Origin of the sequence: Nocardioides panacisoli, assembly GCF_019448235.1 — a bacterium.
In the GTDB taxonomy this organism is placed as follows: Bacteria; Actinomycetota; Actinomycetes; order Propionibacteriales; family Nocardioidaceae; genus Nocardioides; species Nocardioides panacisoli_A.
Genome location: NZ_CP080409.1, coordinates 2,079,488 through 2,102,459, shown reverse-complemented (window position 1 = coordinate 2,102,459; position 22,972 = coordinate 2,079,488). Strand labels below are relative to the sequence as shown.

Sequence of the window (22,972 nt, the reverse complement as noted above, 5' to 3'; positions counted from 1 at the left end):
CTCAGTCGTCCGAGATCAGCTGGCTCGGGTCGTCGGGCACGTCGACGGCGTTCGCCTCGAGGAGATCGAGCGCGATGACGTCCAGCGCGCGCTGGCTCGTCGAGGCCAGGACCACCGGCGGCGCCACCCCGTGCTGCTCCGCCTGAAGCCACCGTTCGGCGACGACGCACCACCGGTCGCCGGGCTTGAGTCCGGGGAAGTGCCACTCCGGGCGCGCGGTGGAGAGGTCGTTGCCGACCGCCTTCTGGTGCGCCAGGAACTCCTCGGTCACGACCGCACAGACCGCGTGGCGACCCACGTCATCCGGGCCGCACTCACACATCCCGTTGCGGTAGTAGCCGGTCATCGGATCGGTGCTGCACGGCTCCAACGGCTCGCCGAGGACATTGAGCTCCGCCATGCCCCCGAGTTTTCCACGCCACGGCAACCGCGTCATCAGGCACCATGTCCCTCGCCACCGAACCCGAGGAGAGCGCGATGACCGAGGCCGTCCGATTCGACAGCGTCCGCGGGCCCCAGCTCGCCGGCGCGCTCGACGAGCCCGAGGGCGAGGCCCGCGGCTGGGGGCTCTTCGTCCACGGCTTCACCCTCGGCAAGGACTCGCCCGCCGCCTTCCGCATCGCTCGGGGCCTCGCTGCCGAGGGCATCGGCATGCTCCGCTACGACAACCTCGGGCTCGGCGACTCCGACGGCGACTGGGGCGACGGTTCGTTCACCGTCAAGGTCGAGGACACCATCCGTGCCGCCGAGTGCTTGGCCGACCGCGGCACCCCGCCGTCGCTGGTCGTCGGCCACTCCTGGGGCGGCGCCGCCGCCATCGTGGCCGCGCAGCGCATCCCCAGCGTCAAGGCCGTCGTCACCATCGGCGCCCCGTCCGAACCCGCCGAGGTCGAACGCCACTACGACGCCGTCATCGACCGCGCTCTCGCCGACGGCAGCGCAGAGTGGCTCGTCGGTGGCCGCGCGCTGACCCTCAAGCGCGACTTCGTCGAGGACGTACGCCGTGCCGAGCTCATCGGCCAGGTGCGCCTGCTCGGGCGGCCCCTCCTGGTCATGCACTCGCCGACCGACGAGACGGTCGACATCCACAACGCCAGCGACATCTTCATGGCCGCCGAGCACCCCCGCAGCTTCGTGTCGCTCGAGGGCTCGGACCACTTCCTCACCGTCGACGGGCAGGCCGAGCGCGCCGCGCGGATCATCAGCGCGTGGGTCGACCAGTACCTGGGGGCGGTCAGCCCTTGAGGGCCGTGGCGAGGTCGGCCACCTGGTCCAGCGGCGCGTCGTACCCGGGGAAGTAGCAGCACACCCGCTCGGCCACGTCGCCGAAGCGCCGCCGGATCTCGGCCGCGCACTCCTCGGGTGTGCCGCGCACCCCGATGGTGGTGACCATCTCGTCGGTCACCAGCTCCATCATCGCCGCGACCTCGCCCTGCTTGGAGAGCGCGTTGAGCTCGGGTTGCAGGTCCTCCCAGCCCTCCACCTCCAGCACCGGTCGGTAGGCCGGCGTCGAGCCGTAGAACACCAACAGCCCACGTACGCCGGCCGTCGCGGCTGCGAGCTCGGCCTCGGTGCGGCCCATCGCCACGATCGCCTGCGGGTGGAGCGCGAACTCGTCCCGCCCGGCGCGGTCCATGCCCTCCTGCACCGCGGGCAGCGTCCGCTCACGGAAGTGGCGGTGGGAGTGGAACGGCATGACGAGCAGTCCGTCGGCAACCTCGGCGGCGGTGCGGGTCATGAGCGGGCCGAGTGCTCCCAACAGCACCGGGGGAGCGCCGTATGGGTTGGGCCCGGGCACGAACGTCGGCGGCATGAGCGTGTGCTGGGTCCACTCGCCACGGAAGTCGAGACGGGTGCCGTCCTGCCAGGACGCGAGGACGGCCTTGGTCGCGCGCACGATCTCGCGCATCCGTGCGGCCGGCGGTGACCACGTGGCGCCGTACCGCTTCTCGATGTGCGGCCGGATCTGCGAGCCGAGCCCGAGGCGGAACCGGCCGCCGCTCATCACCTGCAGGTCCCAGGCCGCGTGCGCGAGGTGCACCGGGCTGCGTGGCATCGCGATCGCCACGTTGGTCATCAGGTCGGCCTCGACCCGGCCCGCCGCGGCCGCCAGCGGGAGGAAGACGTCGTGCGGACCCTCGAAGGTGAACAGTCCGTCAGCGCCGGCGGCGACGAGCGCAGCGGCTCGCTCGGCGACCCGGTCGGGCGGGGCATCGAGTTGCAGGTCCAGCAGCATGCCGCTCATCCAACCGCATCCGCACCTGGGCGGCGGTGCACCTCACCAGATCTGCGCGGCGTACTCGGGGTGGTCGATGAAGGGGTTCCGGTTGCCCTGCCAGTCCTCGAAGATCACCTCGTTGCGCCGCTCCTCCGCGGCCGAGACGGGGTCCTGGGCATGCCAGTCGAGGAGGACCGAGAGCCGCCCGTGGCGTGGCGCCGAGCCGTTGCCGACCGCGTCGTTGAGCTCGAGGTCCGGGTGTCCGTCGTCGCCCTCGTAGCGCACCGCCATGTAGAAGATCATCCGCGCAACGTCACCCTTGACGACGTCGGGAGGCTCGAAGGAGTCGCCGTCCACGCCGCAGGCGCCGCACTGGTGGACGCCGGACCCGCCGTTGTCGAAGTCGAGGTTGCTGCGCGCACCGTTGACGGTGACGTCGGTCGGCCGCAGGTGGTGCAGGTCCGTGCCCGGTCCCTGGCTGGTGCCGAAGTCGCCGTGGCTCTTGGCCCAGACGTGCTCGCGGTTCCAGTCGTCGACGTTGCCGCCGTTGTCGTACTTCGAGATCGAGCGCCGCGAGTAGAGCTCCACCACGTTGCTGCTGTTGCCCGGGTCCTCGTCGGTCTCGCGCAACGCGGCCCACACCGTGCTGTAGGAGACCTCCGTGTGGTCGTCGATGATGTCGTGCAGGGCGCCCTTGAGTGCCGTGCCGCTCAGGCCCGCCGCGCTGTCGTAGTACCCCGCGGGGCCACCGTCGCCCGGGTCACCGGGGTCACCCGGGTCGCTGCCGCCGTCACCCATCGCGAAGGCCGAGGGCGACTTCAGCCCCGGGTGCGGGGAGAAGTACGGCGTCAGGGTGCCGGTCACCTCGACCTGCTCGCCCAGGAGCCCCGGGTTGCTCTGCAGGCCCCAGTCGGCGCGGAAGCCACTGCTCACCTGCACGTAGAGCATGTCGTCGGTGTCGGTCTCGTCCGCGGTGTCGGCCAGCGCGAGCGCGTAGTCGTTGGGGAACCCCGACGTCACCACCGACGACTGTGAGGTGGGCTGGCCGACGACGTAGCCGGTGACGGTGGCCGTCGATCCACCCTGGTCGGCGATCGCGGCCGAGACCGACAACGTGGCGGCGCTGGCCGGTGCGACGAGGGCGGTCGTCAGGCTGGTGGTGAACAGGGCACTGAGGAGCGTGACGAGGAGCAGCACACGCGGCCTGCGCCTCCCGAGAGAGCGGTGCATGCGCACGATCCTCGCGGTGGACGTGACCGATGGCAAGGACCCCCGGGTGAACGTTCGCCCAGCCCCGGGTGACCGCCGCGCTCAGCGCGTACGACGTCCCAGCGCCAGCGCGCCGACGGCCAGGCAGACCCCCGCGAGCGTGAGGGCCGCGCCGCGGAACGCCGCCCCGTCGCCGCCGTACGCCGCCACGAGCGCGACGCTGAGCGCGGAACCGACCGAGAACCCGAGGTAGCGCAGCAGCTGGTTGAAGGCCATCGCGCTGCCGGTCTCCTCGTGCGGGACGTGGGGCACGATCAGCATCGCCATCGAGGAGAACGAGAAGCCGCTGCCCAGGCCGCCGAGCGCCATCGCGAGGAGCACCTGCCAGAGCGTGTCGTGTGCGAGGCCCAGGGAGAGCAGGGAGGAGGCGAACACCGCAGCGCCGATGGGCAGCAGCAGCCGGGGTCCGTGGCGGTGGGAGACCCACAGCGCCACCCGGCTGCCGCCGACGCTGACGAGCGCGTAGGGGACCAGGACCAGTCCGGCGGCGGCGACGCCGCGGTCGAGGCCGAAGCCGGCGGTCCCGTCGGCCCGCACCACGAGCACCGCGAACGTCAGCAGCGCGTACATCCCCACGCCGATGCCGAAGGCGACCGTGTTGGGGCCGACCACGCCCGGCCGCGCCGCGAGCGCGAGGTCGACCAGCGGGCGTCGTCCGTGTGCGAGGCGGCGACGGGTCCACGCGATCCAGGCGCCGACCAGCAGCGTGCCCGCGACGCCGAGCCCCAGCACCCGGGCGGAGGACCAGCCCCACGCGCCGCCCTGGCTGATCGCCAGCAGCACGGACACCGATCCGCCCGAGAGCAGCACGACGCCGACCAGGTCGACGGGCTGCGGCTCACCCTCGGTCGAGCCGGGCAGGAACCGCGCTGCCAGCAGCAGCGTCGCGCCCAGCAGCGAGGTGCCGAACCAGTATGCGCCGGTCACGCCCACCAGTTCGGCCACGAGCCCCGTCACCGGGTAGCCGAGCCCCGCCCCGGCGACGGTGGTCACCGACAGCAGCCCGAGGCGTGAGGCGAGCAGCCGCCCCTCCCAGAGGTCACGCGCCACCGCGAGCACCAGCGGCACGAGCCCCAGGCCGACGCCCTGCAGCGCGCGGCCGGCGATCAGCGCACCGAGGCCGAGGGGGAGTGCCGCCATGACCGTGCCGGCCAGCACCGTCGCCAGCGCGCCGAGGACCACGGGGCGGCGCAGGCGCCCGCTGCCCCAACGCCCCAGCACCGGCGTCACCACGGCGCCGCCGACGAGGGTCGCGGTCAGCACCCACTGTGCGGCACTCAGCGAGACGTCGTACGCCGCCGCGATGCTGGGCACCAGCGGTGCGCCGAGGCTGCTCACGACCGCCGCGACGGTCGTGATGGTGGCCAGGGTCGCGAACCGCCAGCGGTCCAGGGCGGTCGAGGTCAGCCCGCTCACCTCCGTGCGACTCCAGCGATCGGGACGCGTCCGCGTCCGGGTCGCCGTCCGGAACGGTCGGGACCACCGGTGATGTTCCCACGCGGCCGGGACGGTGGAGGAATCCACGATTCGATATCGGGGAATCCGGGATATCGCCCGGGATATCGAATCCGGTCCGGAGAATGTTCACCGAGATAGTCGCGCGCAATTGCTGCAGACTGGGTTGTTCACGTCGTAGATTCTGCTGCCATGAGTGACAACGCACCGCCGCCGCCGAGCGGCCCGCCGAATCCGCCTCCGCCCTCCGGTCCCAACCCGCCCGGGGGCGCGCCTCCGCCGTCCCAGCCGCCCATGGGGGGCGCGCCGTCCTACAGCGTGGGCGATGCGTTCAACTACGGGTGGACCAAGTTCCAGGCCAACATCGGCACGATCATCATCGGCGTGCTGGCCATCTTCGGCATTTTCCTGGTGCTCTCCATCATCGGATTCGTGATCACCGCCGCCGGTGCGGAGAGTTCGATCGGCGAGTACAACCCGAACACCGGTGAGTTCGAGACCTCGGGGGGAGGATTCGGATTCCTCGCCTCGATGCTGATCTCGACGCTGCTGTTCTTCGTCGGATTCCTGCTGACCTTCGTGATCTACGTCGGCATCATCCGGGCGTCGCTGGACATCACCTACGGTCGGCCGGTCGCCGTCGGGACGATCTTCCGCTTCGACAACCTGGCGCAACTGCTCCTGGCAGCGCTCCTGGTGGGCATCATGGTCTCCGTCGGCAGCCTGCTGTGCTACATCCCCGGGCTGATCGTGGCGTTCTTCACCCAGTACACCGCCCACTTCATGGTGGACAAGCAGATGAACGCCCTGGACGGCATCAAGGCGAGCTTCGGTTTCGTCAACAAGAACCTGGGCACGCTGATCGGCTTCTACATCGCCTCGGTCATCGCGATGTTCATCGGCTCGCTGGTGTGCGGCATCGGCCTGCTGCTGGCGATGCCGGTCGTGATCATCGCGTCCGCCTACACCTACCGCACGCTGCAGGGCGAGCAGGTCGCCGCCTGAGGTGAGCAACCCCGTTCCGGGCTGGTACCCCGATCCCACCGGCGACTTCCGGGAGCGCTGGTGGGACGGGGCCGCCTGGTCCACGACGGTGCGGACCGGTCACCACCAGACCGAGGCCGGCTTCGAGGACGTGCCGGTCCCCGCCAACGAGTCCGAGTTGTGGCGGGGTGGGCGGCAGGTGCTCACCACCCACGCCGCCTACCTCCCCGACGGCCGTCAGGTCGTGACGGTGCCGTGGTGGGCCGTCGCCGACGTCACCGTGCGTGGCGGATGGGGTGCCACCGGAGCGGTGGTGCTGCGGATCAACTACCCCGGCTACACCGACCGCGCCGAGCGGCCCATCACCGGCTGCCCGGATCCGCATGCCCTCGCCGCCACCTGCTTCACGTGGAGCCGCCGGCACCGCCGCGCGGCCGGCTACTCCTGACCACGGGCGGCTGCGGGACTCACCGGCCCGGTCGGCTCACTTGGCCTCGCGCCGGGCGCGCGCCGCGATCTTGGCGCGCTCGTGCTGGTCGAGGTTCACCTTGCGGATCCGGATCGAGTCCGCGGTGATCTCCACGCACTCGTCGGAGCGGCAGAACTCCAGGCACTGCTCCAGCGACAGCTTCTTCGGCGGGATGAGCTTCTCGAAGCTGTCCGAGGTCGCGGACCGGATGTTGGTCTGCTGCTTCTCCTTGGTGATGTTGACGTCCATGTCCTCGGCGCGGGAGTTCTCGCCGACGACCATGCCCTCGTAGACCTCGGTCGTGGGGTCGACGAACAGCACGCCGCGCTCCTGCAGCGAGGTCATGGCGTACGCCGACGCGGAACCCGCGCGGTCGGCCACCAGCGAGCCGGAGTTGCGCGAGCGGATCTCGCCCGCCCAGTCGTCGTACCCCTCGGAGATGTGGTGGGCGATGCCCGTGCCGCGGGTCTCGGTGAGGAACTCGGTGCGGAACCCGATCAGGCCCCGGGCGGGGATGATGAACTCCATCCGGATCCAACCGGTGGTGCCGTGGTTGGTCATGCCCTCCATGCGGCCCTTGCGGGTGGCCAGCAGCTCGGTGATCGCGCCCAGGTGCTCCTCGGGGGCGTCGATGGTCAGGCGCTCGTAGGGCTCCTGCACCTTGCCGTCGACCTCGCGGGTGACCACCTGCGGCTTGCCGACGGTGAGCTCGAAGCCCTCGCGGCGCATCTGCTCGACGAGGATCGCCAGCGCCAGCTCGCCGCGGCCCTGCACCTCCCACGCGTCCGGCCGGTCCGTGGGCAGCACGCGCATCGACACGTTGCCGACCAGCTCCGCGTCCAGCCGGTCCTTGACCAGGCGCGCGGTGACCTTCGCCCCCTTGGCGCCCTTGCCGACCAGCGGCGAGGTGTTGGTGCCGATGGTCATCGAGATGGCGGGCTCGTCGATGTGGATCAGCGGCAGCGCGACCGGGTTCTCCGGGTCGGCCAGGGTCTCGCCGATGGTGATGTCCTCGATGCCGGCGACCGCGACGATGTCACCCGGCCCCGCCTCGGTGCCGGGCTGGCGCTCGAGGCCCTGGGTGATGAGGAGCTCGGTGATCTTGACGTTCTGCTTCGAACCGTCCCGGCGCATCCACGCCACCTGCTGGCCCTTGCGCAGGGTGCCCTGCACGATCCGCAGCAGCGCGAGCCGACCCAGGAACGGTGAAGCATCGAGGTTGGTGACGTGGGCCTGCAGGGGTGCGCCCTCGTCGTACGTCGGCGCGGGGACGGTCTCCAGGATGGTGCGGAAGAGCGGCTCGAGGTTGTCGCCGTCCGGGACGTCGCCGTCGGCGGGCTGCTCCAGCGAAGCGATGCCGGCCTTGGCCGAGGCGTAGATGATCGGGAAGTCCAGCGCGTCCTGGTCGTGACTCTCGTCGAGCAGGTCCATGAAGAGCTCGTAGGTCTCGTCCACCACGGCGGAGATCCGGGCGTCCCCGCGGTCGACCTTGTTGACCACCAGCACGACCGGGAGGTCGGCGTTGAGCGCCTTGCGCAGCACGAACCGGGTCTGGGGGAGCGGCCCCTCGGAGGCGTCGACGAGGAGCACGATGCCGTCGACCATCGACAGGCCGCGCTCGACCTCGCCGCCGAAGTCGGCGTGGCCGGGGGTGTCGATGATGTTGATGGTGACCTCGCCGCCCACGAGCTCCTGCGCCGAGGTGCCGGCATAGGAGACGGCGGTGTTCTTGGCGAGGATGGTGATGCCCTTCTCGCGCTCGAGGTCGCCGGAGTCCATGACGCGTTCGGCCACGCCCTCGGCCTGGTGGGCCGTGAACGCGCCGGACTGGTGGAGCATGGCGTCCACGAGCGTCGTCTTGCCGTGGTCGACGTGCGCCACGATGGCGACGTTGCGGAGGTCGGTGCGGGTGGTCTGTCCAGACATGCGGGAACGGCGTCGCTTTCAGTCGCGTGGATGGCCGGTTCCGGCCGCGTGGATCCTACCGACGCCGCAGGTCGAACAACGATTCGAGCAGCCGGTGGACCCTCGGTGGCAGGCGCTCAGCCGGCGAGCGAGCCGCCGAAGATCTGCCAGGCGAGGGCGCTCTTGGCCACCAGGCTGAGCACGAGGTAGGCCTTCTCGCCGAAGGCGTAGGAGCGCCACGGGCCGACCTGCCGGTACTGCAGCCACTGGTTGAGGCCGAAGCTCATGAAGAAGACGAACAGCGACACGACGATGCCGTAGACGAACCCGGGCACGGTGTCGGCGCCGACGGTGTTGACGACGATCGCGACCCACGGCGCGAGCCCGGCGAAGGTGCCGAACCAGAAGGGCAGCATCGTGGTGCGGTCGCGTCCGGGTGGGTTCATGAGCTCCTGGACCCAGCCGAGGAGGATCATCGCGACGTTCGCGCCGATGATCGCGACGATCGCTGCCACGTCGGTGATGCCGTTGTAGAAGGCGATCAGGACGATCATCACGGTCGCGCTGACCGAGTACTCGACCCAGCGGAAACGGTTGATCCCACGCTGCAGGCCGCGGTCGTAGCGGCGGCGCAACACCGTCCCGGTCAGGCCGTGGTCGACGGCGGCGAGCAGCAGGAACGCGGCGATCGCCCACCCGATGCGCACGTCGAACAGTGCCTCCGGTGCCGGCGGCTCGCTCCCGGGTGGGCCCTGCGGGAAGGTCGCGGTGACCGCGATGGCGAAGTCGGTCGCGAGGACCAGGACGACCACCGCCTGCAGCGCATGGAGGACGGTGAGGCCGAGGTTCCAGCGTCGGAGCGACGCGAGTGCGTCGCGGTCGACACCGGACGCCGTGACGGGGGAGGACATGGCCGGGACCTCTCGGTTCGTGGTTCGGAGCGACAGCCGCTCGTTGCTCCCCCAGCAGCAGGGGGGAGCACCGAGTGTAGGCAGCGGTCGGCGTACGTCGCCCTCCCTGCACCTGTTGGTCCGTAGGCTCGAGTCATGGTCACCCTCGCCCGCGCCGATCGCGTCGACCGCGACGGCCTGCTCGACTTCGTCCGTACCCGCCACCAGTTGACCCTGATCACCCACCGGCAGAGCGGCGGACTGCAGGTCTCGCCGGTCACCGGCGGCGTCGACGAGCAGGGGCGGATCGTGGTCTCGACCTACCCGGACCGGGCCAAGGCCGCCAACCTGCGCCGTGACCCGACCGTGACGGTGCTGGTCCACTCCGAGGACTGGGACGGCCCCTACGTCCAGGTCGACGGTCGCGCCGAGGTGCTGGACATGCCCGACCGAGAGGCCGAGGACGGCCTGGTCGACTACTTCCGCTGCATCTCCGGTGAGCACCCCGACTGGGACGAGTACCGCGACGCGATGCGCAAGCAGGGCAAGTCGCTGCTGCGCATCACCGTCGAGGACTGGGGTCCGGTCGCCCGCGGCGGCTTCCCGCCCGACCGCGCGCCGAGCTGAGCCGGCCTCAGCGTCGCGCCCGGTACCAGACCAGGGCGAGGAAGTAGGCCATCCCGCCGAGCCCGGCGAGCTGGAAGTACGGCGAGCCGTCCTGCCCACGGGCGATCTCGACCACGAACATCACCAGCGCCGCCATCACCACCGTCATGCCGCCGACCAGTGAGGCGTCGCGGTCGATCGCCGCGATGCGTTCGTCGCGGTGGTCCAGCAGGCCGCGAGTGGTCTCGCTGGTGCGTGCCATCAGCAGCAGGACCCCGGCGATGGCCGTCATCAGGAGCAGCCCACCGACGCCCCACCACGGCTCGCCGGCCAGGACGCCCGCGCCGAGGTAGACCAGGCCGATCCCGACGGCCACGCCGGGCACCACCCACTGCGAACGGGCGGGTGTCTCAGTCGTCGACATCGAAGACCTCTTCCACGGTCGTCTCGAAGAATCTCGCGATCTGCAGCGCCAACGGCAGCGAGGGCAGGTAGCGCGCGGTCTCGATCGAGTTCACGGTCTGCCGTGACACCCCCAGTGCCGATCCGAGTGCTGCCTGGGACAGGTCGCGCTCGGTGCGGAGGCGGCGTACGGCGTTCTTCACAATGTCAAGCGTGCTTGACATTGTGGGCGATGTCAAGTGACCTTGACACCCTGGGTCGGTGCCGCGGGTCGGGTTGGACCCAGCGGCGGAGTACGCGAAACTGCCGCCATGCAGACCATCGGACTCGTCGGCGGCATGAGCTGGGAATCCAGTGCGGCGTACTACGAGGCGCTCAACCGCGGCGTCGAGGAACGACTCGGCGGCCTGCACTCGGCCAAGACGGTGATGTCCTCGGTGGAGTTCGCCGAGGTCACCGCCATGCAGGAGACCGAGGACTGGGACGGCGTCGCCAAGGTCCTGGCCGAGGCGGCGACCGGCGTCGACCGTGCCGGCGCGGACTTCCTGATGCTGTGCACCACCACCTTCCACCGCGTCGCCGAGCAGGTGCAGGACGCGGTCGACATCCCGCTGCTGCACCTGGGCGACGTGGTCGCGCAGGCCTGCGTCTCCGCCGGGGTGGAGAAGGTCGCGCTGCTGGGCACGCAGTTCGCGATGTCGCGCACCTTCTTCACCGAGCGCATCGCCCGGCACGGCCTCGAGGTGATCGTGCCCGAGGAGCACCGCCACGCCGAGCTCGACCGGATCATCTACGAGGAGCTCGTCCACTACCAGGTGGTCGACGACTCCCGACGCAAGGTCGTCGCGCTCATCGAGGAGCTCTGGGACGCTGGGGCCGGTGGCGTCATCCTCGGCTGCTCCGAGCTGGAACTGCTGGTCAAGCAGGCCGACTCCGAGCTGCCGGTCTTCGGCTGCACCTCGCTGCACGTCGAGGCCGCCCTCGACCGCGCGCTCGGCTGAGGAGCGTTGTCACAAGCGATCTTGTAGCGACGGCGGGCGGGTCCGTCACGACAAGAACGCTTGTGGCGACGCCCCGCCCCGGCTCACTCCCGGTGCACCTTGTGCTGCGCGGCCTGCGCGCGGGGCTTGATGACGAGCTCGTCGATGTTGACGTGCGCGGGGCGGGTGGCCACCCAGGAGATCGCGTCGGCGACGTCCTCGGCGGTCAGCGGGTCCCGGACGCCGGCGTAGACGGCGTCGGCCTTCGCCTGGTCGCCGCCGAAGCGGACGAGGGAGAACTCCTCGGTGTGGACCATGCCCGGCGCGACCTCGCTGATGCGCACCGGCTGGTCGTAGAGCTCCAACCGCAGGGTCTCGGTCACGACCTGGGTGCCGTGCTTGGCGGCGGTGTAGCCCGCGCCGCCCTCGTAGGCGATGCGACCGGCCGTGGAGCCGACGTTGACGACGACGCCGTCGCCGCTGGCGATGAGCGCGGGCAGCAGCGCTCGGGTCACCTGCATCAGGCCGAGCACGTTGACCTCGTACATCTGGCGCCACTGCTCGCTGTCGGCCTCCGCGATCGGCGTCAGGCCGAAGGCGCCGCCGGCGTTGTTGACCAACACCCGCAGCTCGTCGCCGACCTCGGCGGCCAGCTCGGCCACCGAGTCCTCCGAGGTCACGTCGCAGGCCACCGCGCGGCCGTCGATCTCCGCGGCGAGCGCCTCGATCCGTTCGGTACGCCGTGCGGCGCAGATGACCTCGAACCCGGCCCCGGCGAGGGTACGGGCGGTGGCGGCGCCGATGCCGCTGCTGGCTCCGGTGACGACGGCGAGGGGGCGTTGGTTGCTCATGGGGCCAGTGTGCCGGGTCGGGGAATGTCTCGCCGAGCTCGGTGGTTGTGCCCGCTGACCACCCACAGGTGTGCAGGGAGAGGAGAGGCATGGCGGACCCGATTCGTCGCGTGGCGATGATCTCGCTGCACACCTCCCCGTTGGACCAGCCCGGGACCGGCGACGCCGGTGGCATGAACGTCTACGTCACCGAGGTCGCCCGGCGGCTCGCGGCCCGCGGCATCGAGGTCGACATCTTCACCCGCGCGACCAGTTCCGCGCTCGAGCCCGAGGTCGCGGTGTGCGACGGCGTCACCGTCAAGCACGTGCACGCGGGGCCGTTCGAGGGGATGACCAAGCACGAGCTGCCCGGACAGCTCTGCATCTTCGCCCGGGAGGTCCTGCGCGCCGAGGCGGCGCACCCCCTCGGTCACTACGACGCCCTGCACTCCCACTACTGGCTCTCGGGCCAGGTGGCGGTGCTGGCGCGCGACCGGTGGGGCGTGCCGCTGGTGCACTCGATGCACACCATGGCCAAGGTCAAGAACGACGCCCTCGCCGACGGCGACAGCCCCGAGCCGCTGGCGCGGGTCGTGGGGGAGGAGGAGGTCGTCGGTGCGGCCGACGTCCTCGTCGCCAACACCGACCTCGAGGCCAAGCAGCTGATCAACGCCTACGACGCCGACCCCGGCCGCGTCGAGGTGGTCTACCCCGGCGTCGACACCGACGTCTTCCGGCCGACCGACCGGGCGGCCGCGCGTGCTGCCCGTGACCTGCCGGCCGACGCCCACGTCGTGCTCTTCGCGGGCCGCATCCAGCCGCTCAAGGCTCCCGACGTGCTGCTCCGTGCGGTCGCGTCCCTGCTGGCGCGGCGACCCGAGCTCCGCTCCCGGCTGGTCGTGCCGATCGTGGGTGGTCCCTCGGGTTCCGGCCTGGCCGAACCCACCTCGCTGGTGCGCCTGGCCGAGGAGCTCGGCATCGCCGGCGTCGTCCGCTTCGTCCCGCCGGTGCCGCAGGACGAGCTCGCCGGGTGGTACGCCGCCGCCTCCGTGGTCGCGGTCCCCTCCTACAACGAGTCCTTCGGCCTCGTCGCGGCCGAGGCGCAGGCGTGCGGCGCGCCGGTCGTCGCCGCCGCCGTGGGCGGGCTGACCACCGTCGTCCGCGACGGCCACAGCGGCCTGCTCCTCGACGACCACGAGCCGGCGTCGTGGGGGCGCGCCCTGGAGCGCGTGATCACCGAGCCCGGCCTGCGCGACCGGCTCGCCGCCGGCGCGCTGGCGCAGTCCGAGCAGTTCTCCTGGGACGCCACCGCCGAGTCGACCCTGGCCGTCTACGAACGAGCACGCAGCATGATGGAGGAGACCGTGTGAGCGCAGCCGAGGACCACGCGACCCGCGTCGACGCCGTACGCCGCCACCTCGCGGCGGAGGAGATCGAGTTCGACGAGACCGAGGAGGGGGTCTTCTCCTTCTCGCTGCCGGGGGAGCGCAAGCTGCAGACCCCGGTGCGGATCGACGTCGGCTCCCACGCGCTGGGCGTGCACGCCTTCGTGTGCCGCCGGCCCGACGAGGAGTTCGAGCGCACCTACCGCTGGCTGCTGGAGCGCAACCTGCGGATGTATGCGGTCTCGTTCGCGCTCGACCGGCACGGCGACATCTACCTCGACGCGCGGCTGCCGCTCTCCGCGGTGACCCCGGAGGACCTCGACGGGATCCTGGGGGCGGTGCTGACCTACGCCGACGAGTCGTTCAACTCCATCCTCGAGCTCGGCTTCGAGTCCTCCATCCGCAAGGAGTGGCAGTGGCGCCGGGACCGGGGGGAGTCGACGAAGAACCTGGAGGCGTTCCGCGGCTGGCTGGAGCACGGCCCCGCGGGCGAGGAATAAGAAACGCTACCGTTTCGTTTCGTATCGGCGTAGCGTGGCGCCCGGCGGCGCCACCCCGCCGTACGGATCGAACGGAGTCGCATGTCCCCCACGGAGCACGAGGTCACCGGCCACCCACGCCGCTGGCTCATCCTCGGTGTCCTGGTCGTCAGCCTGATCGTGGCCGTCCTGGACAACACCGTCCTCAACGTCGCCCTCAAGACCCTCGCGGACCCGCAGGAGGGCCTCGGCGCCACCCAGAGCCAGCTGGCCTGGATGATCAACTCCTACACGCTGGTCTTCGCCGGCCTGCTCTTCGCCTTCGGTGTCATCGGCGACCGGGTCGGCCGCAAGCGGATGCTCCTGGGTGGGCTGGTCGTGTTCGGCATCGCCTCGCTGCTCTCGGCGTTCTCCCAGAGCCCGGAGCAGCTCATCGGCTACCGCGCACTCATGGGTGCCGGTGCCGCGGCGATGATGCCGGCGACGCAGGCGCTGGTGCGGGCGCTCTTCCCCGACGACGAGTTCCCGCGGGCGCTGGGCATCTACATGGGTGCCGTGGGCGTCGGCGGCGCCCTCGGGCCCATCGTGGGCGGCAGCCTGCTGGAGCACTTCTGGTGGGGCTCGGTCTTCCTGATCAACGTGCCGATCGTCATCTTCGGCATCGTCATGATCGCCACGCTGGCCCCCGAGTCGCGCGGCGTGACCAAGCGCCCCGACCTCGGCGGCATGGCGCTCTCGGTGCTCGCCCTGGTGACCTTCACCTACGGCATCATCGAGGCCGGTGACTCCGGCTCGTGGACCGGCATCGGGGTCTGGGGCACCATCGCGCTCGGCGTCGCCGGGCTGGTGGCGTTCGTGTGGTGGGAGCTGCGCACGCCGCACGCCTCGCTGGACGTGCGGCTGTTCCGCAACCCGCGCTTCGCGTCGGCGTCGGCGATCATCGCGCTCGTCTTCTTCGCGATGCTCGGCCTGTTCTTCTTCATGACCTTCTACATCCAGCTGGTGCGCGACCGTACGCCGTTCCAGGCGGGCCTGCTGTTCCTCGCCTTCGGGTCGGGCATGGTGATCTTCGCGCCGCTGTCCAACACGCTCGTGGAGCGGTTCGGCACCCGTCGGCTCGGGCTGGCGGCGCTGACGCTGATCGTGGGCGTCTTCCTGGCCTTCACCCGGTTCGACGAGACCACGCCGCTGTGGCTGCTGGCGGTGCTGTTCTTCGTGCAGTCGATGGGCATGGCCAACCTGATGCCGCCGGCGATGACGACGCTGATGTCGACCGTGCCGCGCCACCAGGCCGGGGTCGCCTCGGCGCTGGGCAACACGCTGCGCCAGGTCGGCGGCGCGCTCGGTGTGGCCGTGCTCGGCACCGTGATGGCGCAGTCCTACCAGGGGCGCATCGGCCCCACGCTGTCCCAGCTGCCCGACGAGGCCACCCTGTCGCTGTCGGCCACCTACGGCGCCGTCGAGCGTGGCGGGCTCCCCGCCGACCAGGCGGCCGAGCTGCTCGCCGCGGCCGACCGGGCCTTCGTCGGCGCGATGCACACCACCGCCTCGGTGTCGGCGGCCATCGCGGTGCTCGGCATGGTGATCGTCGCGCGGTACTTCCCGCGGCCCGAGCCGCGCCGTACCGCCGGTGACCGCGAGGAGGACCCCACCACCGCGCCCGCGGCGGTGGAGCAGTGAGCCAGGGGCGGCCGCGCAGCGAGTCGGCCAGTCGCGCGATCCTCGCCGCGACGCTGGACCTGATCGCCGAGCACGGCGCGACCGGGGCGGTGACAGTGGAGGCGGTCGCCGCCCGGTCGGGGGCGTCGAAGGCGACGATCTACCGCCGCTGGTCCTCGCGCGAGGAGCTCATCGCGGCGGCGGTCGAGAGCATCAAGTCCCCGCCGGTGCACGACCTGCCGCACGAGTCGCTGCGCGACGACCTGGTGCGGCTGGGGCGGGCCATCCGCACCGACGTGAGCAGCAAGGAACGCCGGGTGCTCAAGTGCATCATGGTCGAGTCCGACACCAACCCCGAGCTGCGCCAGCAGCAGGAGCGCCTCATGGCACGCCGCCGGGAGGCCACCATCGAGGTGTTCGCCCACTGGCAGCGGGAGGGCGTGCTCGCCGCGGACGTGGACCCGCAGCTGGCGGCGGCCATGCTGGTGAGCCCGATCCTCACGATCATGGTCTACGGGCACTACCCGTCGCTGCGTTCGGACCACCTGGTCGAGCAGGTCGTCGACCAGCTCGTCGCCGGCCTCACCGGCGCTGGTTGAGCCGTGCCGCCTGCAGCGTGAGGTGGTCCCGCTCGGCCTGGTTGTCGGCCCGCGCCGCAGCCGCTGCGTAGTGGGCCGCGGCCAGGTCGCGCTCACCCGCCCGCTCGTGGAGGTGGGCCGCCACCGCGTCCCACCGCGGCAGCCCGGGGTCGAGCTCCCGCAGCGCCGCGAGCCCGGCGCGCGGCCCGTCCACCTCGCCCACGGCCACGGCACGGTTGAGCCGCGCCACCGGACTGTCCGCGAGCCGCACCAGCTCGTCGTACCACTCCAGGACCTGCGGCCAGTCGGTCTCCGCGGCCGTGGGGGCGTCGTCGTGCAGCGCCGCGATCGCCGCCTGGACCTGGTACTCGCCGAGCCGGTCGCGCGCCAGGGCCGCCTGGAGCAGGTCCACGCCCTCGGCGATCGAGGCGTGGTGCCAGCGGGAGCGGTCCTGGTCGGCGAGCGCCACGACCGCACCGGACGGCGTACGCCGCGCCGGGCGACGGGCGTGGTGCAGCAGCATCAGCGCGAGCAGCCCGTCGACCTCCGGGTCGTCGGTGGCCGCCGCGAGCTGTCGGGTGAGCCGGATGGCCTCTTCGGCGAGGTCGACCGAGCCGGTGAACCCCTCGTTGAAGACCAGGTAGAGCACCCGCAGCACCGCGGTCACGTCGCCCGCGGTGTCGAACCGTGCGCCGCTGACGGTGCGCTTGGCCCGCGAGATCCGCTGGGCCATGGTCGGCTCGGGCACCAGGAAGGCCTGGGCGATCTGCGCGGTGGTCAGTCCACCCACTGCCCGCAGCGTCAGGGCGACGGCGGACCCCGGCGTGAGCGCCGGATGGCAGCAGCGGCTGAGCAGCAGCAGGGTGTCGTCGACCTGCTCGGTCGGTCCCGGTGGCGGCTCCTGGTGGTCGCGCCGTTCGCGCCGGCGACGTGACGCCTCCGAGCGCTGGGCGTCGACGAGCTTGCGGCCCGCCACGGTGACCAGCCACGCCAGCGGGTCCGAGGGCATCGCGTCGGGCCAGTGGCGGACCGCCTCGACCAGTGCGTCCTGGACCGCGTCCTCGGCCGCCGCGAAGTCGTTCCCGCGGCGGACGAGGACTCCCAGCACCTGCGGCGCCAGGTCGCGCAGCAGTTGGTCGTTCACTCCGAGACCGACGGGGGCGGGCCCATGAAGGGGCGCACCTCGATCCACTCCCGGATCGGTCGACCACCGGGGCCCGGGGCCGACGAGCCGTACGCCGCGATCTCGTGTGCCCGTTCCCGGGACTCGACGTCGACGATCCACCACCCGGCGATCAGGTCCTTGGTCTCCGCGAACGGGCCGTCGGTCACCGGCGGGCGGCCGTCGCCGTCGTAGCGCACGAAGGTGCCCTCGGGAGAGAGTCCCTGGGCGTCGACGAACTCGCCGCTCGCCTCGAGCTCCGCGTTGAGCCGATGCATGAAGGCGATGTGGGCCTCGACCTCGTCGGGCTGCCACTGGTCCATGGGTGGGATGTCCTCCGCCGCGATCGCGTGGTCGCTGCGGTAGTGCTTGAGCAACAGGTACTTCGCCATGGTGATCTCCTCGGATCGAGGCGGCGCCGTTCGCCGCCTGCAACCCTAGGACGGAGCCCGGCCGGGATCCTCGACATCGGTCACCAGTGATCAGTCCTGTGGTCTCGCCGGGCGAGGCCGCCGCCGCGTCAGCAGGACGCCGACGATCGCCAGTGCACCGCCGACCAGGGACAGCACCGGCGGCACCTCGGCCAGCAGCAGCCACGCCATCACCGTCGCGATCAGTGGCACCAGGAACGTGGTCAGGGCCAGCGCGCCGGCGTCGGTGTGGCTCAGTGCGTAGGCCCACGTGGAGAAGGCCACCGCGGTCGGGAAGATCCCCAGGTAGACGATCCACCAGGTCGTGGCCGCCGACCCGTCGCGTACGACGGCCAGCAGGTCCCCGGCCCACGGCAGGCAGACGAGGGCACCGATGACGCAGGCGAGGAAGGTGATCTCCAGCGGCGCGAGCCGCGCCACCAGCGGCTTCTGCGAGAGCACGCCGATGGCGTAGGTGAGCGCGGCCAGCAGTGCCAGTGCCACCCCGACACCGTCCAGGCGTGCCGCGGACGCCGACCCCTGGGCGATCAGCGCGACCCCGGCGAAGCCGACCGCCATGCCGACCACCAGCCAGCGGTGCAGCGGCTCGGCGAGGAACACCGCCGCCAGCACGGCCACCACCAGCGGCCCCACCTGGATCACCAGGGCGGCCGTGCCCGCGTCGATGCGCTGCTCGGCCGCGTTGAGGCTGATGTTGTAGATGCCGAACCAGCTGACGCCGCACAGCAGCAGGAGTGGCCAGTCCCGGCTGCCGGGCCGGGTCAGCGTCGCGCCACGCGCGGCCCGCAGGGCCAGCAGGCCCCCGAGTACGACGGCCGCCACGACCAGCCGTCCCAGCGACAGCGCCCCGGCGCCGACGTCCTCGCCGAGGTGGCGGATCGCGACGAATGCCGAGGCCCACAGCACCAGCGTCGTCGCCGCCGCGACCAGCGGCAGCACCGGTGCCGTGCGGGTCGGGGTGGCGTCGTGGCGGGCGTCGGGACGGGTCTGGGTCACCCCGCCACGCTAGGAGCGATCAGGACGGCGTACGAGCGGTTTTCGGACGGGGCAGCCGGATATCCGGTCAGTCGCGGATCGCTGGCCTCACGGGTCTCGACACGTCCGCACGGGTTCGCAGGCTCACCCGTGCGGACACTCGACCTCTTCGGCCGACGCCGGCCGCTCGCACGCTCGCGGCCGGCTGGCCTCAGACGTCCATCTTGTAGCCCAGGCCCCGCACGGTGACGAGGAACTTCGGGTCGCTCGGGGTGGGTTCGAGCTTCGCCCGCAGGCGCTTGACGTGCACGTCGAGGGTCTTGGTGTCGCCGACGTAGTCCGAGCCCCACACGCGGTCGATCAGCTGGCCCCGGGTCAGCACGCGGCCCGGGTTGCGCAGGAACATCTCCAGCAGTTCGAACTCCTTCAGCGGCAGCCGCTGCTCGGAGCCGTCCACGGTCACCACGTGGCGCTCGACGTCCATCCGGACCGGGCCGGCCTCGAGCACGTCGTCGACGTCGTACTCGGTCTCGGACTGGCCGCGCCGCATGACCGCGCGGATCCGGGCGGTGAGCTCGCGGGGGGAGTAGGGCTTGGTGACGTAGTCGTCGGCCCCGAGCTCGAGGCCCACCACCTTGTCGACCTCGTCGTCCTTGGCGCTGACCATGATCACCGGCACGCTCGAGGTCTGCCGGATGGTGCGGCACACCTCGGTGCCGGGGATGCCGGGCAGCATCAGGTCCAGCAGCACGATGTCGGCGCCGTTGCGCTCGAACTCCTCCAGCGCGGTGTTGCCATCGGCGGCGATGGCGACCTCGAAGCCCTCCTTGCGCAGCATGTAGGCGAGCGCCTCGCTGTAGCTCTCTTCGTCCTCGACGACAAGTACCCGGGTCACCGGCGTTCCTCCTGCTGTGTTGGGTGGGGCGGGGGTGCGTGCTGGGGGAGGGAGAGGGTGAACGTCGACCCCTGCCCCTCCACCGACCACACCCGGACGTCGCCACCGTGGGTGGCCGCGACGTGCTTGACGATGGACAGGCCGAGGCCGGTGCCGCCGGTGGACCGGTGGCGGGCCGGGTCGACCCGGTAGAACCGCTCGAAGATGCGGTCGATGTCGGACTGGGGGATGCCGATGCCCTGGTCCACGACCGAGATCTCGATGAACCCCTCCGTCGCCCGGGGGGCCACCAGCACCTTCGCGCCGGGATCGGAGTAGTGGACGGCGTTGGCGACCAGGTTCGCCACGGCCGCGGTGACCTGCTCCTCGTTGCCGAGCACTTTCAGGCCCTCGTCGCCGTCGGTCACCACGGTGATGTGCTTGGCGTCGGCGTCGATGGCGCAGGTGTCGATCGCGACGTCGACGGCGTGGTCGACCGACACCGGGACCGGGGCGTCGATCGGCTCGTCGCCCTGGAGCCGGGACAGCTCGATGACCTGCTGCACCAGCTGGGAGAGCCGGTCGGACTCGGTCAGCATCCGGCTGGCGAAGCGCTCCACGGCCTCGGGGTCGTCGGGGGCGGCGAGGATCGTCTCGGCGAGCACCCGGATCGCACCGACGGGCGTCTTGAGCTCGTGGCTCACGTTGGCGACGAAGTCGCGCCGCACCGCCTCGACCCGGCGCTCCCGGGTGCGGTCCTCGACCAGCGCCAGCACCAACCGGGGGCCGAGCGGCGCGATGCGCGCGATGACGGTCCGGTCGGGGCCGTTGGTGCGGGGCACGAACATCTCGATCTCGCGGATCTGGCCGTCCCGGCGTACCTCCGCGACGGTGTCGGCGAGGTCGGTGGAGCTGAGCCCCGTGCCGCGCACCAGGCCCATGGCGTACGCCGGCGCCGAGGCCTGCACGACCTTGTCGCTCTGGTCGACCACGACGGCACTGCTGCGCAGCACCGAGAGCACTGCGGCGACGCCCGGCGGCAGCACGGGAGCCGGTGCCGTCGGTTGCTGGGTCTGCTGGCGGTCGCTGAGGTGCCAGGCCAGCACGGCACCACCCGCGACCGCGGCCCCGAGCAACGCGGCCAGGAACGCCTGCGTTGCTGGATCCATGCTCCGATGCTACGACTCTGCGCAGTTCAGCCTGCGAATTCGGACAGCCGACCTACCCGATGTTCACCGCGCGTTCACCGCTGCCATGGTGAGCGGATTCCCGGCTGGCCTACCGTATGGCCCATGCGTGAGGCCTACCAGACCGAGCTCGACGGCATCTTCCTCGACCTCGCGGCGATGTGCCGCAAGGTCGAGCGCGCCGTCGCCGATGCCACGACCGCCCTGACCGACGCCGACGCCTCCGTCGCCGAACGCGTCATCTCGGCCGACGTCGAGATCGACGAGGCGCGCGACATCATCGAGGACAAGGCCTTCAACCTCATCGCCCAGCAGCAGCCCGTCGCCACCGACCTGCGGATCGTCGTCGCGGCGCTGCGGATGGTCAGCGAGCTGGAGCGGATGGGCGACCTGTCGGTCCACGTGGCGAAGATCGCGCGCCTGCGCGTGCCCCAGAACGCCGTCCCCGCGCCGCTCGCCGGGCTCTTCGGGTCGATGTCGGAGGTCGCCAAGGACATGACCGAGCGGGTGCGCCAGGTGATCCTCACCCAGGACGTCGAGGCCGCGATCGCACTCGGCAAGGACGACGAGGAGATGGACCGCCTCCGGCGGCAGAGCTTCGCCGAGCTGCTCGAGGGTGAGTGGGAGCACGGTGTCGAGTCCGCGGTGGACGTGGCCCTGCTCGGCCGCTACTACGAGCGGATCTCCGACCACGCGGTCTCGGTGGCCAACCGCGTCGTGTTCGTGGTCACCGGCCACTACCCGGAGGCGGCGAACGCCTGAGCCCGCCGCCGGGACGAACCCGGGCGGGGCCGGTGCCTACCGGCCCTGGCTGGCGACCGCGGCAGCGGCCTCGGCGGCCGCGTCGGGGTCGAGGTAGCGACCACCGGGCTGGGTGGGGCGCAGGTCGTCGTCGAGCTCGTAGACCAGCGGCATCCCGGTGGGGATGTTCAGTCCCGCGATGTCGGTGTCGCTGATCTGGTCCAGGTGCTTGACGATGGCGCGCAGGCTGTTGCCGTGCGCGGCGACGAGCACGGTGTGCCCGGCGCGGAGGTCGGGCACGATGCCGGACTCCCAGTGCGGCAGCAGGCGGGTGATGACGTCGGCCAGGCACTCGGTGCGCGGCAGCTCCTCGCCGAGGTCGGCGTAGCGCGGGTCGGCCACCTGGGAGTACTGGTCGTCATCGGCCAGCACGGGGGGAGGGGTGTCGAAGGAGCGGCGCCAGAGCATGAACTGCTCCTCGCCGTACTCCTCCAGCGTCTGCTTCTTGTCCTTGCCCTGCAGCGCGCCGTAGTGCCGCTCGTTGAGTCGCCAGGTCCGCCGGACCGGGATCCAGTGCCGGTCGGCGACGTCGAGGGCGAGGCCGGCGGTGGTGATCGCTCGGCGCAGCAGCGAGGTGTGCAGCACCGTGGGCAGCACCCCGGCCCCGGTCAGCTGTCGGCCGGCGCCGGCGCCCTCGGCGCGTCCCTTGTCGGTGAGGTCGACGTCGACCCACCCGGTGAAGAGGTTCTCGGCGTTCCACTCGCTCTCGCCGTGGCGGAGCAGCACCAGGGTGTGGGTCATCGTGGCCTCCCGGCTCAGTGGTCCTCGTCGTCGTGCGGGTGCTCGCAGAGGTACGTCGCGTCGCCCTCGGGCGTCTCCTCGCCCGAGGAGCCGAGGTCGACGACGGGCTCGGGGATCTGGGTGTACTGGCCGCAGTACTTGACCACGGGCACGTCCAGGGTGACCGTCTCGCCGGTGTCGAAGGCCAGGTCGAGGGTGAGGACCTGGCCGGCGGCGAACTCGCCCGTGAGCAGGACCGGTGCCGGTACGTCGCTGGCGAGGTTCAGGCCGGCGGACCCCGCCACGGTGACGGGCCGGAAGCGGGCGAGGCTGATGCCCTCGCCGCTCACGTCGGTCAGTGCGGCCTCGTCGCCGGTGTTGTTGGCCAGCGAGCCGATCAGGCGGCCCTCGCCGGCGCGGGCGGACAGGACGCGGATGCCGAGGGCGTCGACCTGGGCGCTGCGCTCGTTCGAGCCGGCCGCGATGGTGTTGATGCGGTCGGTCGGTGCGTCGAACCCGCACGCGGAGAGGGCACCGCCCAGGAGCAGGGCGAGTACGGCAACGGGCGCGGTCGCTCGTCGGTGGGGCATTCGGCGGGCCTCCGCTGCGATCATGGGCTGTTTCCTCGGACGTGATCGACGTTTCCGTGTGCTCTCCGGGAGCGGCCACACTCTAGCGTCAGCGTGCCGGCCACTCGAAGGCAGTCTGGCCGT

At 71.5% G+C, this 22,972-nt stretch carries 26 protein-coding genes; 10 read left to right on the top strand and 16 right to left on the bottom strand.

Translation table 11 applies throughout. From position 1 onward, the window contains the following. Position 1: 1 nt before the first annotated feature. Positions 2-400 (bottom strand): DUF2237 family protein, encoded by a 399-nt coding sequence (locus KUV85_RS10285; RefSeq protein WP_219959800.1) that lies wholly within the window; start codon positions 398-400, stop codon positions 2-4. A 77-nt stretch (positions 401-477) separates the two neighbouring features. Here KUV85_RS10285 and KUV85_RS10280 point away from each other — a divergent pair, with 77 nt between their 5' ends. Further along, entirely contained in the window at positions 478-1,245 is a 768-nt protein-coding gene (locus KUV85_RS10280) for an alpha/beta hydrolase family protein (RefSeq protein ID WP_219959799.1), read from the top strand. On the opposite strand, the gene KUV85_RS10275 is transcribed toward KUV85_RS10280, so the two are convergent. From KUV85_RS10275 to KUV85_RS10265, 3 genes are all read right to left on the bottom strand, one after another. Then, positions 1,235-2,245 (bottom strand): TIGR03617 family F420-dependent LLM class oxidoreductase, encoded by a 1,011-nt coding sequence (locus KUV85_RS10275; protein ID WP_219959798.1) that lies wholly within the window; start codon positions 2,243-2,245, stop codon positions 1,235-1,237. The two genes, KUV85_RS10280 and KUV85_RS10275, sit on opposite strands and share 11 nt — an antisense overlap. A 33-nt stretch (positions 2,246-2,278) precedes the next feature. Next, positions 2,279-3,448, bottom strand: a complete 1,170-nt coding sequence (locus KUV85_RS10270) for an endonuclease (RefSeq protein WP_219959797.1) — start codon at positions 3,446-3,448, stop codon at positions 2,279-2,281. An 81-nt stretch (positions 3,449-3,529) separates the two neighbouring features. Further along, complete coding sequence (locus KUV85_RS10265) at positions 3,530-4,903, bottom strand: MFS transporter (protein WP_219959796.1); 1,374 nt, start codon at positions 4,901-4,903, stop codon at positions 3,530-3,532. A 333-nt stretch (positions 4,904-5,236) separates the two neighbouring features. On the opposite strand from KUV85_RS10265, the gene KUV85_RS10260 reads away from it, so the two are divergent. Beyond that, positions 5,237-5,947: a hypothetical protein gene (locus tag KUV85_RS10260; RefSeq protein WP_219959795.1), complete on the top strand. Its 711-nt coding sequence runs from the start codon at positions 5,237-5,239 to the stop codon at positions 5,945-5,947. A 1-nt stretch (position 5,948) separates the two neighbouring features. Beyond that, positions 5,949-6,374, top strand: coding sequence for a DUF2510 domain-containing protein (locus tag KUV85_RS10255; protein WP_219959794.1), 426 nt, complete (start codon positions 5,949-5,951; stop codon positions 6,372-6,374). 36 nt (positions 6,375-6,410) lie between these two features. On the opposite strand, the gene typA is transcribed toward KUV85_RS10255, so the two are convergent. Together typA and heR are read right to left on the bottom strand one after the other, a co-directional pair. Beyond that, entirely contained in the window at positions 6,411-8,321 is a 1,911-nt protein-coding gene (gene typA / locus KUV85_RS10250; RefSeq protein WP_219959793.1) for a translational GTPase TypA, read from the bottom strand. A 116-nt stretch (positions 8,322-8,437) separates the two neighbouring features. Next, positions 8,438-9,211: a heliorhodopsin HeR gene (gene heR, locus KUV85_RS10245; RefSeq protein WP_219959792.1), complete on the bottom strand. Its 774-nt coding sequence runs from the start codon at positions 9,209-9,211 to the stop codon at positions 8,438-8,440. Positions 9,212-9,346: 135 nt separating this feature from the next. Between heR and KUV85_RS10240 the strand changes: the two genes are divergently transcribed. After that, the gene (locus KUV85_RS10240; protein ID WP_219959791.1) at positions 9,347-9,817 is read left to right on the top strand and encodes a PPOX class F420-dependent oxidoreductase; all 471 of its coding nucleotides are present in this window, start codon (positions 9,347-9,349) and stop codon (positions 9,815-9,817) included. A gap of 7 nt (positions 9,818-9,824) precedes the next feature. Here KUV85_RS10240 and KUV85_RS10235 read toward each other — a convergent pair whose 3' ends face one another. Continuing rightward, entirely contained in the window at positions 9,825-10,220 is a 396-nt protein-coding gene (locus tag KUV85_RS10235; RefSeq protein ID WP_219959790.1) for a hypothetical protein, read from the bottom strand. Then, a complete protein-coding gene (locus KUV85_RS10230; protein ID WP_237690126.1) occupies positions 10,207-10,422 on the bottom strand; it encodes a helix-turn-helix transcriptional regulator in 216 nt (71 codons plus the stop codon). The genes KUV85_RS10235 and KUV85_RS10230 overlap by 14 nt, the downstream gene beginning before the upstream one ends. A gap of 87 nt (positions 10,423-10,509) precedes the next feature. On the opposite strand from KUV85_RS10230, the gene KUV85_RS10225 reads away from it, so the two are divergent. After that, entirely contained in the window at positions 10,510-11,199 is a 690-nt protein-coding gene (locus KUV85_RS10225; protein WP_219959789.1) for an aspartate/glutamate racemase family protein, read from the top strand. Positions 11,200-11,282: 83 nt separating this feature from the next. On the opposite strand, the gene KUV85_RS10220 is transcribed toward KUV85_RS10225, so the two are convergent. After that, positions 11,283-12,029 carry an SDR family NAD(P)-dependent oxidoreductase gene (locus KUV85_RS10220; protein WP_219959788.1) on the bottom strand — a complete coding sequence of 249 codons (747 nt, stop codon included), beginning with the start codon at positions 12,027-12,029 and terminating at the stop codon, positions 11,283-11,285. Positions 12,030-12,118: 89 nt separating this feature from the next. On the opposite strand from KUV85_RS10220, the gene mshA reads away from it, so the two are divergent. The 4 genes from mshA to KUV85_RS10200 all read left to right on the top strand — a co-directional run bounded on the left by mshA (position 12,119) and on the right by KUV85_RS10200 (position 16,130). Next, on the top strand, positions 12,119-13,378 hold the full coding sequence (gene mshA, locus KUV85_RS10215; protein WP_219959787.1) for a D-inositol-3-phosphate glycosyltransferase: 1,260 nt from the start codon (positions 12,119-12,121) through the stop codon (positions 13,376-13,378). After that, entirely contained in the window at positions 13,375-13,893 is a 519-nt protein-coding gene (locus KUV85_RS10210) for a YbjN domain-containing protein (RefSeq protein WP_219959786.1), read from the top strand. Before mshA ends, KUV85_RS10210 begins: the two co-directional genes overlap by 4 nt. 81 nt (positions 13,894-13,974) lie before the next feature. Beyond that, positions 13,975-15,552 (top strand): MFS transporter, encoded by a 1,578-nt coding sequence (locus KUV85_RS10205; protein ID WP_219959785.1) that lies wholly within the window; start codon positions 13,975-13,977, stop codon positions 15,550-15,552. Next, a complete protein-coding gene (locus KUV85_RS10200; protein ID WP_219959784.1) occupies positions 15,549-16,130 on the top strand; it encodes a TetR/AcrR family transcriptional regulator in 582 nt (193 codons plus the stop codon). The genes KUV85_RS10205 and KUV85_RS10200 overlap by 4 nt, the downstream gene beginning before the upstream one ends. On the opposite strand, the gene KUV85_RS10195 is transcribed toward KUV85_RS10200, so the two are convergent. The 5 genes from KUV85_RS10195 to KUV85_RS10175 all read right to left on the bottom strand — a co-directional run bounded on the left by KUV85_RS10195 (position 16,114) and on the right by KUV85_RS10175 (position 20,720). Beyond that, positions 16,114-17,253: an RNA polymerase sigma factor gene (locus tag KUV85_RS10195; protein ID WP_219959783.1), complete on the bottom strand. Its 1,140-nt coding sequence runs from the start codon at positions 17,251-17,253 to the stop codon at positions 16,114-16,116. The two genes, KUV85_RS10200 and KUV85_RS10195, sit on opposite strands and share 17 nt — an antisense overlap. After that, positions 17,250-17,663, bottom strand: coding sequence for a YciI family protein (locus tag KUV85_RS10190; RefSeq protein WP_219959782.1), 414 nt, complete (start codon positions 17,661-17,663; stop codon positions 17,250-17,252). Before KUV85_RS10190 ends, KUV85_RS10195 begins: the two co-directional genes overlap by 4 nt. Before the next feature lie 90 nt (positions 17,664-17,753). Then, entirely contained in the window at positions 17,754-18,698 is a 945-nt protein-coding gene (locus KUV85_RS10185; RefSeq protein WP_219959781.1) for a DMT family transporter, read from the bottom strand. Between the two features lie 190 nt (positions 18,699-18,888). Beyond that, complete coding sequence (locus KUV85_RS10180) at positions 18,889-19,572, bottom strand: response regulator transcription factor (RefSeq protein ID WP_219959780.1); 684 nt, start codon at positions 19,570-19,572, stop codon at positions 18,889-18,891. Next, entirely contained in the window at positions 19,569-20,720 is a 1,152-nt protein-coding gene (locus tag KUV85_RS10175) for a sensor histidine kinase (protein ID WP_219959779.1), read from the bottom strand. The genes KUV85_RS10180 and KUV85_RS10175 overlap by 4 nt, the downstream gene beginning before the upstream one ends. 123 nt (positions 20,721-20,843) lie before the next feature. Between KUV85_RS10175 and phoU the strand changes: the two genes are divergently transcribed. Next, positions 20,844-21,500, top strand: a complete 657-nt coding sequence (gene phoU / locus KUV85_RS10170; RefSeq protein ID WP_219959778.1) for a phosphate signaling complex protein PhoU — start codon at positions 20,844-20,846, stop codon at positions 21,498-21,500. 36 nt (positions 21,501-21,536) lie between these two features. On the opposite strand, the gene KUV85_RS10165 is transcribed toward phoU, so the two are convergent. Continuing rightward, positions 21,537-22,280, bottom strand: a complete 744-nt coding sequence (locus tag KUV85_RS10165) for a phosphoglyceromutase (protein WP_219959777.1) — start codon at positions 22,278-22,280, stop codon at positions 21,537-21,539. Between the two features lie 14 nt (positions 22,281-22,294). Next, positions 22,295-22,873: a hypothetical protein gene (locus KUV85_RS10160; protein ID WP_219959776.1), complete on the bottom strand. Its 579-nt coding sequence runs from the start codon at positions 22,871-22,873 to the stop codon at positions 22,295-22,297. Positions 22,874-22,972 lie beyond the last annotated feature (99 nt).